Source organism: Bacillus tequilensis, from assembly GCF_012225885.1.
Lineage (GTDB): Bacteria > Bacillota > Bacilli > Bacillales > Bacillaceae > Bacillus > Bacillus tequilensis.
Genome location: NZ_CP048852.1, coordinates 1,001,333 through 1,015,189, shown reverse-complemented (window position 1 = coordinate 1,015,189; position 13,857 = coordinate 1,001,333). Strand labels below are relative to the sequence as shown.

The following is a 13,857-nucleotide window of genomic DNA, read 5'->3' as shown; positions in this document are numbered from 1 at the left end:
GCCCGCCTATGAATAATCTGTAGGAAGCGGAAGGAGTGATCAATGATGGAAGCCGGGATTTTGCCTATCCATATTCTGTACGTGTTATTTATCGGGGCGATTATCCTATTTATGCTGCTGCGGAAAGACACAACCTTTATCTCCTTATTTGGTATTTTCACCCTATCGTTATGGGCGAGTCATTCACTTGCAGCTTCTGTCAGCAGTTTATTCCGCAGCTTTATCTACGCGGCGGGCGAGCTGCTGCCTACAATTTTCATCATTTGTTTTATCGTTTCGATGAGTGATTTGTTAACTAAAACAGGGATAAATGAAGCAATGATTTCTCCCTTTGCAAGCCTTATGAAAGGTCCTGTGACTGCCTATTGGCTGATTGGCGGCCTGATGTTTGCCATTTCTCTCTTCTTCTGGCCTTCACCTGGTGTCGCTTTGATCGGCGCCGTGCTGCTTCCGGCAGCTGCCCGCGCCGGTTTTCCGCCTATTGCCTCCGCCATGGCCATGAGCTTATTTGGACATGGTTTCGCCCTGTCAGGAGACTTTGTCATTCAGGCTGCGCCAAAGCTGACAGCCGATGCGGCCGGTATTCCAGTCGGCGATGTCATTTCGGCCAGCATTCCTCTTGTGCTGATTATGGGCGCGACCACAACAGCCGCCGCCTTTCTCATGATTCAGCGCGAGCGCAAAAAACAGCTGGCTCCAGCTTCTTTTCCCCCCTTACATGCTGGTGAGCAAGACACCTCGCTGTACTTGCCGAAACGTCTGCGGTCCATACTAGCTTTGTTGATTTTGCTTATCTTTCTTGCGGATATCGCCTGCATGCTGTTGTTTAACCTGCAGGGAAATGATGCGACCGCGTTAATTGGCGGGTCTGCGATCAGTATCCTTCTGACCGTTCATTTTCTCGTGTATAAACACAAAGGACTTGAAAAAATCACTGGTTATTTTATTGATGGATTCCAATTCGGCTTTAAGGTTTTCGGCCCCGTCATCCCGATTGCCGCTTTCTTTTATCTTGGCGATTCAGGCTATGAAAGTATCATGGGCGATTCACTCCCTGAAGGTTCTCACGGAATTGTCAATGACCTTGGCATTGCATTATCCCATATGATGCCTATGTCAAAGGAGTTTGCCGCGGTTGCTTTAACTGCCGCCGGAGCCATAACCGGCCTCGACGGATCAGGTTTTTCAGGCATTTCCCTCGCCGGCTCTATCGCTAAGCTCTTTTCGTCCGCTCTTCATACTGACCCCGCCGTTCTGACCGCGCTCGGACAAATATCTGCCATCTGGGTAGGCGGCGGAACACTGGTTCCATGGGCGCTGATTCCCGCCGCTGCCATTTGCAAGGTTGATCCTTTTGAATTAGCCAGAAAAAACTTCATCCCCGTCGCAATTGGCCTTTCAGTCACAACCATCGCAGCCATGTTTTTCATTTAAATCACGACGAGTTGAAATATTCAGACTTTTTATATACAATATGGAAAACCATAGAAAAGGGGGAAGCGGCTTTGTCCATATCCACACTCCAGAAAGAGATAAACAAACAGCTCGACAGCTGTTTTGAAGAAATGGTCGAGATCAGGCGCCATTTTCACATGTATCCCGAGCTCTCGTACCAAGAAGAAAAAACTGCCGCGTTTATTGCTTCCTATTATGAATCGTTAGGCGTTCCGATCCGCACGAACGTCGGCGGCAAAGGGGTTTTAGCATATATAGAAGGAAGCGAACCCGGCCCTGCCGTCGCTTTGCGGGCCGACTTTGACGCTCTCCCCATTCAAGATGAAAAAGATGTTCCTTATGCCTCCAAAGTGCCCGGTGTCATGCATGCATGCGGCCATGACGGCCATACGGCAGCTCTTCTCGCAGTGGGAAAGGTCCTTCACCAAAACAGACATGAGCTGAAGGGAACATTTGTAATGATCCACCAGCATGCGGAAGAGTATTATCCGGGAGGCGCAAAGCCAATGATTAATGATGGCTGTCTTGAAAACGCGGATGTAATATTCGGCACGCACCTTTGGGCAACCGAGCCGACTGGAACCATTCTCTGCCGCTCTGGCGCCGTAATGGCGGCGGCGGATCGATTCACGATCAAAATCCTCGGGAAGGGCGGCCACGGTGCCCACCCGCATGATACTAAGGACGCCGTCCTGATTGGCTCGCAAATCGTTTCCTCTTTGCAGCATATTGTCAGCCGCAAAGTCAATCCGATTCATTCCGCCGTCATCTCGACAGGCTCTTTCATCGCAGACAATCCGTTTAATGTCATCGCAGACCAAGCAGTACTCACCGGCACAGCGCGTTCTTTTGACGAAAATGTCCAGAGCATTCTGGAAAAAGAAATCGAAGCCGTTGTAAAAGGAGTGTGCAGCATGCACGGCGCATCCTACGAGTACGACTATGAACGGGGCTATCCGGCGGTTGTGAACCATCCTGCAGAAACAAACCATTTGGTGAGCATCGCAAAGAATACGGAGGGCGTTCAGCAGGTCATTGACGGCGAACCGCAAATGGGCGGCGAGGATTTTGCTTACTACTTACAAAACGTCAAAGGCACCTTTTTCTTTACAGGTGCCGCTCCTGAACAACCGGAGCGAGTCTATTCCCACCACCATCCTAAATTTGATATCAATGAAAAAGCGATGCTGACAGCGGCAAAAGTGCTTGCGGGCGCCGCGATCACCTATCATACGCTATAAAAAACAGCCGGAGTGTTTATTCTCCGGCTGTTTCCTTTCCTATTCTCAAATGAAAAACGTGCCTCGCCGTCTCACCAAGCTGAGCGAGCAGCTTATAATTAGCAATGCCGCCGACTGCGGCTCCTACTCCCGGCAACAGCTGAAACAGCTTCACGACGTCGATATAATCGCGATATTCCTGCTGGAACACTCTCCAGTCGATGCTTTTTTTCTCCGTCTCCCAATTGTCAATGACAGAAAAAAGCGATTTACGGCCATCATCACTTGAAAACGCAAGCTGAAATACAAGCAGTAAAAACATTCTTTCTTCTGAATCCTTCACATCAAAGCCATAAATTGAGGATAAGGTAAATAAACATTTCATCTTAATCGAAAGCAGCAGCGGGAAATCGGCAATGCCTAAAAATATGCCACCCGCTCCGGTGCCGACTCCCTCAGCAGCCGCCACCTTCTGATAAGATGCAATCGTTTTTTTCGCCAGTTCGTTTTTTTCACTGAGCGAAAGTGCGCTTGTATCCTTCTTATAGGTAATGATATTGGAGCCCGCCATCGTCGCTTCCACCATCTTTTTCACACTTTCGGTGACGACCGAATGGATTTTTTCAGGAATCCGCTCATTCACCTTCGTTTGCACACGCTTCGAAAAGCGTTCAAACATGGAATCTTTTCGCAAAAAATGCATTTTCCATTGAAGGGCTTCCTGCATCAGCAGCTGATTGTCTGTCATTTGACCTACCCCTTTTCAGCTCACAGCTTGCCATGTTTTTTCAGTCTGGTTGTCATATAAGACGGCAGAACAGCAAAAATCAAAACGGCAGAACCGAGCAGCGCGTACAGAAGACCTGTCATGCCGGCAGCATAGGCAGATGCAGCAGACATCAGCAGCGCTTGAACGCTAAGTGCAGTTTTTAATAAAGAGAAATAGCTTTTCAGCTTCATTTCTTTTTTGACAGGGTAAAGCTCTTGAAGCGCCAGGTGATCAAAGTGCCCAAACAGCGGCAGAAGCTGAATCCCCGTAATGAAAATGGTAAACACAGTCAAAACCCCTGCAATGAGCGGGCTTGCCGACACATACATAATAATCAGCGCGAAAATAATCGTTAATCTGACGAGAATGCCTAAATAATCACTTGAACGCAAAAAGGCGCGAGTGAACATGTAGGCAAACGTTTTCCGCTGCTCAAACGGCACAAGCCGCAGCAAAAAGTCGAGATACGCCCTGCGTTTCGCTTGCTTTCGTAAATGGGGCACATCAGTGAACAGGTTGGCAATCCGATAGAAACGCTGCTTTCGTCTCAATTCGGACTCAATATGGCTTTCCCATTTAAATGTTTTCCGCTTTGCTGAGGAAGACATATACAGATAAAAAGCAGCCATAATGGCATAGACAACAAGCGCATACATATAAACAGATTGCAAAACAAAATAGAGAACGAGCGTATTCGCCACGAAGCGAATGATAAGATCCATCCGTTTCATGCTTCGGTCATTCTGAAAGGTCGTGCGCCATTCCAGCACCTGATTCCACGCTTTCAAAAGCAAAAGCTGGATGAAGACCGCCGCATACGATATGAGCGAAGCCCCCGGTGAGACAGCGAAATACAGCGGCATTGCGACAAGACTCAGTGCAATCAGCGGAAACAGCTGAGACACAAAGCTGTAGACAAACGCCTGCTTCAAGTAAGGCTCCATTTTTGCCTCAAGCGGCAATAAGAAAACAAGGTCAGCCTCCTTCAAAAGCGTCCGCACATAAGAGCTTGTCAGCACGAGCGAAAACAGTACGGCCATCACCCAAAAGGACGGAAAATGAGCGGGAATGTCCCGTATCCATTTGCTGTACCAGCTTGCAGCGCCCGCGAGAAAAAAGATCAAAACAATGACGAGGTGATCGTTGAGCATGTATTTCATGTAAGTTCTTGTTTCTTTGATATGCTCCTGCAGCCGCGACTGCCAAATATCAAGCATATTATTCATGGCCAGCGTCTTCCTTTGTAAGCTCAAGATACAAATCGTCCAGCGCCGCGTCTTTCATTCCAAACTGCTCTCTGAGCTCGGACAGCGTGCCGCGCGCCCGCACCTCGCCGTTATGTAAAATAATAAACGAATCACAATAGCGTTCTGCCGTTGCCAAAATATGCGTTGACATCAGCACGCTCGCCCCGCCCTTTTTCGCTTCATTCATTCGCTCAAGCAGCGCGTTAATCGCAAGCGGATCAAGCCCCAGAAAAGGCTCATCAATAATATAGAGCGAGGGCTCAGCCAAAAATGCGCACATGATCATCACCTTCTGTTTCATTCCTTTAGAAAAATGAGCCGGGAACCACTTCAGCCTCTTTTCCATTCGGAATTCCTTTAACAGCGGCGGCAGCCTTTTCTCCATCGTTTCTTTTGACAGGCCGTATGCCATGGCTGTTAATTCAAGATGCTCCATCAGTGTCAGCTCTTCATATAAAACAGGCGTTTCAGGTATATAGGTGAATTGTGAACGGTAGCCTTCCGGATCCTCAGCAAAGGTTTTTCCATTTAATTCGATCGATCCTTTATGCGGGTCCATCAGCCCGATGATATGTCTGATTGTTGTACTTTTACCAGCACCATTCAGCCCGATTAAGCCGACAATTTGATTCGGTTCAAGGGTGAATGACACGTTTTTCAAAACCGGATTTCTTGTATACCCGCCGGTTACATCATTTACTGATAGCAGAGACATAGTTTCTCCCCTTATATTGTTTTTCTTCATAGTACCAAAAACGAAGCCTGATTTGAAACAATTCCCTTTTAACAAATAATCAATTTGCTGTCATAAAGAAACAGGGTTCTGGACATGATAATAGTCGTAGAGGAAAAGCATATCAACTGAAAAATGAGGTGTTTGTCAAAGACGTCTTAGATACAGTTGGATAGAAAATCAACATGTCCAATGCTGAAACCATTTCTCTTCACTGAATTGATGAATTCTTCATCTATGAAGCAAATTGTCAAATGAGGTGTTTATCGCAGGAATCGTTAGGCATTAAACAAGTCTTCATTTTATTAACAAATGAGGTGCTTACCAAAGGCATATCACATTTTCTTCATATAAGCTCTTCCTCTGCATTCAGGGTGAACGCTCGCCGTTCATCCTGTTTTCTATTTCCTGCATTTCTGTGGTACGATGAGTGTATACATACTAAACAATTTCATAAGGAGGAACCCCTCATGCATTGTGCAGAGAATTGTATCTTTTGTAAAATTATCGCCGGCGACATCCCGTCCGCAAAAGTGTATGAAGATGAACATGTGCTGGCCTTCCTTGATATCAGCCAAGTGACAAAGGGTCATACGCTTGTCATTCCGAAAACGCATATCGAAAATGTGTATGAATTTACGGATGAATTAGCAAAACAATATTTTCACGCCGTTCCAAAAATCGCCCGCGCCATCCGGGATGAATTTGAACCGATTGGCTTAAATACGCTGAACAATAACGGCGAAAAAGCAGGACAATCCGTTTTTCATTACCATATGCATATCATCCCGCGCTACGGAAAAGGAGACGGATTCGGAGCGGTTTGGAAAACGCATGCTGACGATTACAAACCGGAGGATCTGCAGAAGATTTCTTCCTCTATCGCAAAACGCCTGACCTCATCATAGGATGAGGTTTTTTGTTTGTGAACATTTCACAAACATTCGTCAATTTCTTTTGATTATTCTAATTTTTTTATCTAAAAACTGAATTTTTGTGATAGGATAATTGTATTATTTTATACATAATCGTGGAAAACAGGGAGAGATCATAATGGAACGTACAACGAATTTTAACGCAGGTCCTGCAGCGCTGCCATTGGAAGTTCTGCAAAAGGCACAGAAAGAATTTATTGATTTTAACGAATCCGGCATGTCTGTTATGGAGCTTTCTCACCGCAGCAAAGAATATGAAGCGGTGCACCAAAAAGCGAAAAGCCTTTTAATTGAACTGATGGGCATCCCGGAAGATTACGAAATTTTGTTTCTTCAAGGCGGGGCAAGCCTCCAATTCTCCATGCTTCCGATGAACTTTTTAACACCTGAAAAAACCGCGCATTTTGTGATGACAGGGGCTTGGTCTGAAAAAGCCCTCGCTGAAGCAAAGCTGTTCGGGAACACCTCTGTGACAGCCACTAGTGAAGCGGATCATTACAGCTACATTCCGGAGGTTGACCTTACGAAGGCAAAAGACGGCGCGTATTTGCATATCACGTCCAACAATACGATTTTCGGCACACAGTGGCAGGAATTCCCGAATTCCCCTATTCCGCTCGTCGCTGACATGTCCAGCGATATTTTAAGCAGAAAAATCGATGTGTCCAAGTTTGACGTGATCTACGGAGGCGCTCAAAAGAACCTCGGCCCTTCCGGTGTAACAGTAGTTATCATGAAAAAAACGTGGCTGCAAAATGAAAATGCGAACGTTCCAAAAATCCTGAAATATTCAACGCATGTCAAAGCGGATTCACTCTACAACACGCCGCCGACATTTGCGATTTATATGCTGAGCCTTGTTCTTGAATGGCTAAAGGAAAACGGCGGTGTTGAAGCTGCCGAACAGCGCAATGAACAAAAAGCGCAGGTTCTCTACAGCTGTATCGATGAAAGCAGCGGATTCTATAAAGGACATGCCAGAACGGACAGCCGCTCCCGCATGAATGTGACCTTCACGCTTCGTGATGACGAATTAACAAAAGCATTCGTTCAAGAAGCAAAAGAAGCCAAAATGGTCGGCCTTGGCGGACACCGCTCAGTGGGTGGCTGCCGCGCTTCTATTTATAACGCGGTGTCTCTCGAAGACTGTGAAAAATTAGCTGCGTTCATGAAGAAATTCCAGCAGAAAAATGAGTAAAAAGTCTGGCTATGCAAACCGTTCGTTTGGTATACTGTTTGCATATCACATTCTTTAAGCCTTCGCAATAAATGATGAGCATATTATTGGAGGGCAAGAAGCTTAGCAGAGGAGAGCATAGATATGAAAACAAAAGAGTTAGTTATTATGGCTCTGTTTGCCGCAATCGGCGCAGCGCTCCATTCCATTATTCCGCCCTTTTTAGGCGGCATGAAACCAGATATGATGCTAATCATGATGTTCATGGGCATCCTCCTGTTCCCAAGAGTGCAAAATGTACTCGTCATCGGAATTGTGACCGGAATTATTTCCGCGCTTACAACCGCATTTCCGGCGGGACAGATTCCCAACATCATTGATAAACCCGTGTCAGCGTTTCTGTTCTTCTTCCTGTTCCTCATGTTCAGAAAGAGCCGGAAAACAAGCGCAGCCGCTGTACTGACAGCGATCGGGACTATTATATCGGGGATTGTCTTTTTATCATCAGCTTTATTGATCGTCGGTTTGCCTGGCGGTTTCGCCGCATTGTTCGCAGCTGTTGTTCTGCCTGCCGCTGTACTGAATACAATCGCAATGATCATTATTTTTCCGATTGTGCAAACCATTTTAAGGCGTTCGAGCATTATGGAAGCTGTTAAATAATTACCATCCAAAACCTCTTCCGCTTCCGGGAGAGGTTTTTTCGGACAGAGAGCCCGCAGCATGTCTGCATGTTTTAAGCGAAGAGTTTTGTGAAAAAGATAAGACATAGTGTAAAGGCAGTTCCGGTTGAACAAACAAACGCTTTCTGCCGGATAACCTTCTTGGGCGGATAAGAAGCAGCCTGGCTGAGAAGTCTGATATAGTAAACAGCCCCTGAAGCGAAGGCGAGGGTGATACAGGACAATACAATCATAAAGACAGACAACCTTCTCCCTCCTTTTCACTTAAAAAATATGCTAAAATAAAGCAAGCTATGTATAGAAGTTCAGGGCTTTCAACAAAAATTGAAACATGCTGAATGAATCCTATTTTCAAGAAAAAGACGGGGTGATTGTAATGGCAAGCGGACGTTCTCTATTAACAGGACTATTCGTAGGCGGCATCATCGGAGGAGCAGCGGTTCTTCTTACCGCACCTTCCTCAGGAAAGCAGCTGCGTGAAAAAATGAAAACCAATTATGATTCTTTCGAAGAAACGATCAAACGCTTAAAATCAGACGGGCTTGCGTTAAAAGACCAGCTGATCAAAGCGGCCAAAGAAAGCACAGATGTGATTAAAGACGTGAGCGGCGAGCTCCAAACGTCAATTAAAAAATGGCGGGAAGAGATCAAGCCTCATCAGCAGGATCTGCAAAAAGAAATTGCTGATATTGAAGAGAAAATCAGACAGCTGGAGAAAACCTTACAAAACTAATATCCTATTCTAAACAAAAAAATGCGGACCCAATGGGAACCCGCATTTTTTGTTTCCGAAAAAGCCTCTCACCGCAACGGATTTTGAATTTATTAAAAAATTCTTACACTTTCATCTTTATTAATCTTTATTTTATTGGCATAATAGAGAAAAAGAAAAAGAGAAGCAGGTGACGTAATGAATCGAGTGGAACCGCCTTATGATGTGAAAGAGGCTCTTGTCTTCACCCAGAAAATGGCTCAGCTTAGCAAGGCTCTTTGGAAATCGATAGAGAAGGATTGGCAGCAATGGCTCAAACCGTATGACTTGAATATTAATGAACATCATATTTTATGGATTGCGTATCAGCTGAATGGAGCATCCATTTCTGAGATCGCGAAATTCGGGGTCATGCATGTATCAACGGCATTCAACTTTTCAAAAAAGCTGGAAGAACGGGGATATTTAAGGTTCTCCAAACGGCTGAATGATAAACGGAACACATACGTCCAATTAACCGAGGAAGGCACTGAGGTTTTCTGGAGCTTGCTTGAGGAATTTGATCCGACTCGCAATGCGGTTTTTAAAGGGTCACAGCCTCTGTATCATTTATTCGGAAAATTCCCTGAAGTGGCAGAAATGATGTGTATGATACGCCATATATATGGCGATGATTTTATGGAAATTTTTGAAACGTCTCTGACCAATATTGATAATGACTTTGAAAGCGTAAACGGAAAACTGAAGAAAAAAGCTAAGGACAGTGCGGCGGATGAACTGGCAGAAGAGCTAGAACCTGTAAACAGTTAATCAAAGTGCTTCATAATGTCGATAAAGACTTCCATCAGCTCTTGATAAAGCCCCTGTTCATACAGGGCAAAAATCGTTTCATGAACATCTAATTTTTCATTCAGCTGTCCGGCAAAAAGCGCAAGGAGCTTATCGAAGGTTACAAATCCTTGCGCTTTTTGTGCTGCCAGCTCTTCTGACAATTCAACGCATATCCTCATAACCTCTTCCCCTTCTTCCTTGCTCAGCCCTTTATCAATGAGAAGCGCATAGAAAGGGTACTTGTCCATATCTACTGTTTTCACTAATAATTGTATGTAATATTCCAATCGCTCAATGCGATGATCCATCGAATCCATCCACACCACTTCTTTCTATCTTTAATCTTATTTTAGCTGATAATTGACTGAGAAGAAAGTTCTAAACCCATATTTCGCAGTTTGTTTGCCCGCTTCAAAAAAATACCTGCCTTATGATATTTTTTTCTCAAAAAAGCATTGATTTTTTCTCTTGGGAGGAGTAAATTATTTTGAGATTCTATTCAAGATGTATGGAAGGATGACTTTGATGAATTGCTGGAAGACCATAAATCTCATGAAGGATTATGGCGCCATTCGCATAATATTAACTGCTGTATGTTTTATGATTTCGGTTTTTATATCTACTTTTTTAGCATTTGAGCTGCTGCGGCCTGGCACAAGCTTAAGCGATGAATATGTACCTTTATTCGGCGGTTTGCTCGTCGTTATTTTATTTGTACATAAAGTCATTCATGTCCTGCCAATCATCTGCAAAAAAAGAAAAATAGAAAAAAAGTTTTACATCTTGCGTATGCGCACATGGAAACGAATACCAAAAACAACAATGCTGATTTCACTCGTAAGCCCGTTCTTGCTGATTACGCCTGTATTATTTTACGCCGCGCTGGCATTTCCAAATCACGCTCATTATTTCTGCATGATTTCAGGCATTCATGCAGGCTACTGTCTTCCTGACTTTTTGCTGGCTCTCAAGCTGATACAAGCGCCAAAAGCCTGTTTTATTGATCAGGAAGCGGACGGCTTGGATATTCTTGTTGAAAAGTAGCACAACCTTGGCGCTATTGGCGATTTTTCAATTTGCATTCTATCTTTTTTAATAAATATTTGGTAATGTAATATGGGACAGTTCAGAGAGAGGGGGAATCTCCCATCATTTTATTCTATTTTATCGTGGCTGCCGTGTTTATTTTATATTTTATAAACAGGCTCACCAATACATTATGCCTTGTCAGAGAGATTCCTGAAGAGCGGCAGGATAAGGTATTTCGATTTATTAATGTTTCTATATTAATTTTACTGATCTCTTCGTTTGTGGAGATCTCCTTTACAGTGTAAATACGAAAGAAAGCATAGCTGCGATTTAGCAGCTATGCTTTTTATTTTGATTAGCACAGCCAAGAAGCGCCGATGATAATCAATAAAATAAATAACACAACCAATAAAGCGAATCCGCCTGCAAATACCTCACCCATCTTAAAAAGCACCTCCTGTAAAAAGCTTTATTTACCAATTACATCTTATGCAATTCATGATTGAAACGATTAGGCGCTAGTGAAAATAAAGGATCGCTTATCTTGCAAGCGATCCCCGGGCTGCTTAGTAGATGTAAGCTGCACCTACGATGATAAGCAAAATGAACAGTACTACGAGCAACGCGAATCCGTTAGAGTATCCTCCGCTCATGTTACATACCTCCTTTTCTTGATCAATATATAAGTATGTCATCAGCAAAAATTTGACTAGACGAATGCCCTTTATTTAAAATCTTTTTACAGAAAGCCACAATATGTTATGATACGCATAGGTAATTTAATTTGGAATGATTAGGAGTGTTTGAAAACTATGAAGAAAATCGCAATAGCAGCTATCACTGCAACAAGCATCCTCGCTCTCAGTGCTTGCAGCAGCGGCGACAAAGAAGTGATCGCAAAAACAGACGCAGGCGATGTAACAAAAGGCGAGCTTTACACAAACATGAAGAAAACAGCCGGCGCGAGCGTCCTGACACAGCTCGTGCAAGAAAAAGTATTAGACAAAAAATACAAAGTGACGGATAAAGAAATTGACACCAAGCTGAAAGAATACAAATCACAGCTTGGTGATCAATATTCAGCCCTCGAAAAGCAATATGGAAAGGATTACCTTAAAGAGCAAGTGAAATATGAATTGCTCACACAAAAAGCGGCTAAAGATAACATTAAAGTTACAGATGCTGATACTAAAGAGTACTGGGAAGGCTTAAAAGGCAAAATCCGCGCAAGCCACATCCTTGTCGCTGATAAAAAGACTGCTGATGAAATAGAGAAAAAGCTGAAAAAAGGCGAGAAATTTGAGGACCTTGCGAAAGAATACTCTACAGATACACGTTCAGCATCACAAGGCGGGGACCTTGGCTGGTTCGCCAAAGATGGTATGGTTGCTGATTTCAGTAAAGCTGCATTCAACTTAAAAACAGGTGAAGTCAGTGATCCTGTCAAAACACAATACGGCTACCACATCATTAAAAAGACAGAAGAACGCGGCAAATATGATGATATGAAAAAAGAACTGAAATCCGACGCGCTTGAACAAAAACTAGGTGACAATGCAGCTGTGCAGGAAGCTGTTCAAAAAGTCATGAAAAAAGCTGACATCGACGTAAAAGATAAAGACCTGAAAGACACGTTTAATACGGAAAGCAGCAACTCTTCTTCCTCTTCAAACGGTTCTAAATAATAAAAAAAACTGTGCAGGCTCATTGAGCCGCACAGTTTTTTTTATGCGATGGAATGGTTTTGATTTTCTTCATCATGCTGTTGAGAACTGCGGCGTTCTCTCTCCTTTTCCATCCTCTCTATATAAATCTGCCCTTCTTTTTCAATAAACGATTGATCTACTTTTTCTTCCTCTTTGGCTGCCGCCACAAGTTTATATGCACTGAAAATGATGCCTACAATACAAAGATACACCCACCATGGAAAAAACAACACGGGCTCCTCCCCCTTTTTGCATAGATTCTTTATTGTTAACCATATGCGGGAATGAGACGAGTTATGAGCGTCAAAAGCGCATAAAAAAGGACTGACCTGAATGATCAGCGTCAGTCCTTTTTTGATTATTTGTGAAAAGTCGGTTTATAAAAGGAACGGTTTTCCAGCGCAAATACACGTTCAGTATATTCGCCCGGCTTCACGCGCTCAAGCGCTCTGTCCATCATGTTCATTTTGGCATCCAGATTATCGATATAGTGTAAAATTTCCGCTTCCTTCACCATCGGCGGTTTCGGGCTTCCCCATTCTGCTTTGCCGTGGTGACTCAAAATCAAGTGCTGAAGAATTAACACCTCTTCACAATCGATTTGAAGCTCCTCAGCCGCTTTTGACAGCTCTGTCACCATAATCGAAATATGGCCGAGCAAATTGCCTTCGACCGTATACGAAGTTGAGACAGGGCCAGACAGCTCTTTCACCTTGCCAAGGTCATGCAGGATAACACCGGCATACAGCAGGTCGCGGTCAAGAGACGGATATAAATCTGCAATGGATTTTGCCAGATTCAGCATCGAAACGACATGGTACGCTAAGCCTGAGACAAACTCATGGTGGTTTTTCGTAGCCGCCGGATAATCCATAAATTCAGCTTCGTGTTTTTTGACTAAAAACCTTGTGATCCGCTGGATATTCGGGTTTTTCATTTCAAATATATATTGAGTGATGGTATCCATCATTTCATTTTTCGGAATCGGCGCGGTTTCTAAAAAATCATCAATATTGACATTTTCATTTTCGCTCACCGGTCTGATATTTCTCAGCTTCAGCTGGGTGCGCCCGCGGTAATGATGAACATCCCCCACGACTTTCACAATCGTCTGCGGCGCATAGGTCACTTCATCACTTTGCTTGGCATCCCACAGCTTTGCTTCAATATCACCTGACTGGTCTTGCAGCATCAGCGTTAAAAACGGTTTCCCATTGCTGGCAATCCCTTTCGTCGAGGATTTAATCAATAGATATTGGTCCACCTGTTCGCCAACTTCATGTAGCATAATCCCTTTAGCCATTCTATTAAAGCTCCCTCCGTATCTTACATAATACCAGTATATCACATACCGATTTAC

Annotated in this window: 19 protein-coding genes; 10 read left to right on the top strand and 9 right to left on the bottom strand. The window is 43.9% G+C overall.

From position 1 onward, the window contains the following. Positions 1-42: 42 nt before the first annotated feature. Positions 43-1,434: a hypothetical protein gene (locus G4P54_RS05370; protein ID WP_167872006.1), complete on the top strand. Its 1,392-nt coding sequence runs from the start codon at positions 43-45 to the stop codon at positions 1,432-1,434. A 71-nt stretch (positions 1,435-1,505) separates the two neighbouring features. After that, positions 1,506-2,696, top strand: a complete 1,191-nt coding sequence (gene sndC / locus G4P54_RS05365) for an N-acetyl amino acid acetylase SndC (RefSeq protein WP_167872005.1) — start codon at positions 1,506-1,508, stop codon at positions 2,694-2,696. Between the two features lie 16 nt (positions 2,697-2,712). Here sndC and G4P54_RS05360 read toward each other — a convergent pair whose 3' ends face one another. The 3 genes from G4P54_RS05360 to ecsA are packed head-to-tail and all read right to left on the bottom strand — an operon-like array spanning position 2,713 to position 5,406. Beyond that, complete coding sequence (locus G4P54_RS05360) at positions 2,713-3,423, bottom strand: EcsC family protein (protein ID WP_167872004.1); 711 nt, start codon at positions 3,421-3,423, stop codon at positions 2,713-2,715. A 20-nt stretch (positions 3,424-3,443) separates the two neighbouring features. Continuing rightward, positions 3,444-4,670 carry an ABC transporter permease gene (locus tag G4P54_RS05355; RefSeq protein ID WP_024712892.1) on the bottom strand — a complete coding sequence of 409 codons (1,227 nt, stop codon included), beginning with the start codon at positions 4,668-4,670 and terminating at the stop codon, positions 3,444-3,446. Beyond that, positions 4,663-5,406, bottom strand: coding sequence for an ABC transporter ATP-binding protein EcsA (gene ecsA / locus G4P54_RS05350; protein ID WP_024712891.1), 744 nt, complete (start codon positions 5,404-5,406; stop codon positions 4,663-4,665). Before ecsA ends, G4P54_RS05355 begins: the two co-directional genes overlap by 8 nt. Before the next feature lie 488 nt (positions 5,407-5,894). On the opposite strand from ecsA, the gene G4P54_RS05345 reads away from it, so the two are divergent. From G4P54_RS05345 to trpP, 3 genes are all read left to right on the top strand, one after another. Then, positions 5,895-6,332 (top strand): HIT family protein, encoded by a 438-nt coding sequence (locus tag G4P54_RS05345; RefSeq protein ID WP_024712890.1) that lies wholly within the window; start codon positions 5,895-5,897, stop codon positions 6,330-6,332. A 145-nt stretch (positions 6,333-6,477) separates the two neighbouring features. Further along, positions 6,478-7,557 carry a 3-phosphoserine/phosphohydroxythreonine transaminase gene (gene serC / locus G4P54_RS05340; RefSeq protein ID WP_167872003.1) on the top strand — a complete coding sequence of 360 codons (1,080 nt, stop codon included), beginning with the start codon at positions 6,478-6,480 and terminating at the stop codon, positions 7,555-7,557. A 123-nt stretch (positions 7,558-7,680) separates the two neighbouring features. Further along, positions 7,681-8,199: a tryptophan transporter TrpP gene (gene trpP / locus G4P54_RS05335; protein ID WP_024712888.1), complete on the top strand. Its 519-nt coding sequence runs from the start codon at positions 7,681-7,683 to the stop codon at positions 8,197-8,199. Positions 8,200-8,272: 73 nt separating this feature from the next. On the opposite strand, the gene yhzF is transcribed toward trpP, so the two are convergent. Beyond that, entirely contained in the window at positions 8,273-8,464 is a 192-nt protein-coding gene (yhzF, locus tag G4P54_RS05330; RefSeq protein ID WP_024712887.1) for a membrane protein YhzF, read from the bottom strand. A 131-nt stretch (positions 8,465-8,595) separates the two neighbouring features. On the opposite strand from yhzF, the gene G4P54_RS05325 reads away from it, so the two are divergent. Both G4P54_RS05325 and G4P54_RS05320 read left to right on the top strand, forming a co-directional pair. After that, positions 8,596-8,952 carry a YtxH domain-containing protein gene (locus G4P54_RS05325; RefSeq protein ID WP_024712886.1) on the top strand — a complete coding sequence of 119 codons (357 nt, stop codon included), beginning with the start codon at positions 8,596-8,598 and terminating at the stop codon, positions 8,950-8,952. A gap of 177 nt (positions 8,953-9,129) precedes the next feature. Continuing rightward, positions 9,130-9,741 carry an HTH-type transcriptional regulator Hpr gene (locus G4P54_RS05320; protein ID WP_024712885.1) on the top strand — a complete coding sequence of 204 codons (612 nt, stop codon included), beginning with the start codon at positions 9,130-9,132 and terminating at the stop codon, positions 9,739-9,741. Here the strand turns inward: G4P54_RS05320 and G4P54_RS05315 are convergent. Continuing rightward, positions 9,738-10,079 carry a YhaI family protein gene (locus G4P54_RS05315; protein WP_167872002.1) on the bottom strand — a complete coding sequence of 114 codons (342 nt, stop codon included), beginning with the start codon at positions 10,077-10,079 and terminating at the stop codon, positions 9,738-9,740. The two genes, G4P54_RS05320 and G4P54_RS05315, sit on opposite strands and share 4 nt — an antisense overlap. A 208-nt stretch (positions 10,080-10,287) precedes the next feature. Here G4P54_RS05315 and G4P54_RS05310 point away from each other — a divergent pair, with 208 nt between their 5' ends. Further along, positions 10,288-10,806 carry a DUF3267 domain-containing protein gene (locus G4P54_RS05310; protein ID WP_024712883.1) on the top strand — a complete coding sequence of 173 codons (519 nt, stop codon included), beginning with the start codon at positions 10,288-10,290 and terminating at the stop codon, positions 10,804-10,806. Positions 10,807-10,913: 107 nt separating this feature from the next. Next, a complete protein-coding gene (locus G4P54_RS05305) occupies positions 10,914-11,096 on the top strand; it encodes a hypothetical protein (RefSeq protein WP_024571667.1) in 183 nt (60 codons plus the stop codon). Between the two features lie 50 nt (positions 11,097-11,146). Here G4P54_RS05305 and yhzE2 read toward each other — a convergent pair whose 3' ends face one another. Both yhzE2 and yhzE1 read right to left on the bottom strand, forming a co-directional pair. Further along, positions 11,147-11,233 carry a sporulation protein YhzE2 gene (gene yhzE2, locus G4P54_RS05300; RefSeq protein WP_032681524.1) on the bottom strand — a complete coding sequence of 29 codons (87 nt, stop codon included), beginning with the start codon at positions 11,231-11,233 and terminating at the stop codon, positions 11,147-11,149. Between the two features lie 124 nt (positions 11,234-11,357). Next, positions 11,358-11,444 (bottom strand): sporulation protein YhzE1, encoded by an 87-nt coding sequence (yhzE1, locus tag G4P54_RS05295; RefSeq protein WP_003327753.1) that lies wholly within the window; start codon positions 11,442-11,444, stop codon positions 11,358-11,360. A gap of 159 nt (positions 11,445-11,603) precedes the next feature. Between yhzE1 and prsA the strand changes: the two genes are divergently transcribed. Further along, positions 11,604-12,476, top strand: coding sequence for a peptidylprolyl isomerase PrsA (gene prsA, locus G4P54_RS05290; RefSeq protein WP_167872001.1), 873 nt, complete (start codon positions 11,604-11,606; stop codon positions 12,474-12,476). A 41-nt stretch (positions 12,477-12,517) separates the two neighbouring features. Here the strand turns inward: prsA and yhaL are convergent, their stop codons facing one another. Next, the gene (gene yhaL, locus G4P54_RS05285; protein WP_024712881.1) at positions 12,518-12,730 is read right to left on the bottom strand and encodes a sporulation protein YhaL; all 213 of its coding nucleotides are present in this window, start codon (positions 12,728-12,730) and stop codon (positions 12,518-12,520) included. Between the two features lie 125 nt (positions 12,731-12,855). Beyond that, positions 12,856-13,800 carry a 3'-5' exoribonuclease YhaM gene (gene yhaM, locus G4P54_RS05280; RefSeq protein ID WP_167872000.1) on the bottom strand — a complete coding sequence of 315 codons (945 nt, stop codon included), beginning with the start codon at positions 13,798-13,800 and terminating at the stop codon, positions 12,856-12,858. Positions 13,801-13,857 lie beyond the last annotated feature (57 nt).

Excerpts from the sequence above, each read along its gene's own strand:
- G4P54_RS05370 (WP_167872006.1), top strand. The coding sequence starts at position 43 with ATGATGGAAGCCGGGATTTTGCCTATCCATATTCTGTACGTGTTATTT.
- G4P54_RS05360 (WP_167872004.1), bottom strand. The coding sequence starts at position 3,423 with ATGACAGACAATCAGCTGCTGATGCAGGAAGCCCTTCAATGGAAAATG.
- G4P54_RS05355 (WP_024712892.1), bottom strand. The coding sequence starts at position 4,670 with ATGAATAATATGCTTGATATTTGGCAGTCGCGGCTGCAGGAGCATATC.
- ecsA (WP_024712891.1), bottom strand. The coding sequence starts at position 5,406 with ATGTCTCTGCTATCAGTAAATGATGTAACCGGCGGGTATACAAGAAAT.
- G4P54_RS05345 (WP_024712890.1), top strand. The coding sequence starts at position 5,895 with ATGCATTGTGCAGAGAATTGTATCTTTTGTAAAATTATCGCCGGCGAC.
- serC (WP_167872003.1), top strand. The coding sequence starts at position 6,478 with ATGGAACGTACAACGAATTTTAACGCAGGTCCTGCAGCGCTGCCATTG.
- trpP (WP_024712888.1), top strand. The coding sequence starts at position 7,681 with ATGAAAACAAAAGAGTTAGTTATTATGGCTCTGTTTGCCGCAATCGGC.
- G4P54_RS05325 (WP_024712886.1), top strand. The coding sequence starts at position 8,596 with ATGGCAAGCGGACGTTCTCTATTAACAGGACTATTCGTAGGCGGCATC.
- G4P54_RS05320 (WP_024712885.1), top strand. The coding sequence starts at position 9,130 with ATGAATCGAGTGGAACCGCCTTATGATGTGAAAGAGGCTCTTGTCTTC.
- G4P54_RS05315 (WP_167872002.1), bottom strand. The coding sequence starts at position 10,079 with ATGGATTCGATGGATCATCGCATTGAGCGATTGGAATATTACATACAA.
- G4P54_RS05310 (WP_024712883.1), top strand. The coding sequence starts at position 10,288 with ATGAATTGCTGGAAGACCATAAATCTCATGAAGGATTATGGCGCCATT.
- yhzE2 (WP_032681524.1), bottom strand. The coding sequence starts at position 11,233 with ATGGGTGAGGTATTTGCAGGCGGATTCGCTTTATTGGTTGTGTTATTT.
- yhzE1 (WP_003327753.1), bottom strand. The coding sequence starts at position 11,444 with ATGAGCGGAGGATACTCTAACGGATTCGCGTTGCTCGTAGTACTGTTC.
- prsA (WP_167872001.1), top strand. The coding sequence starts at position 11,604 with ATGAAGAAAATCGCAATAGCAGCTATCACTGCAACAAGCATCCTCGCT.
- yhaM (WP_167872000.1), bottom strand. The coding sequence starts at position 13,800 with ATGGCTAAAGGGATTATGCTACATGAAGTTGGCGAACAGGTGGACCAA.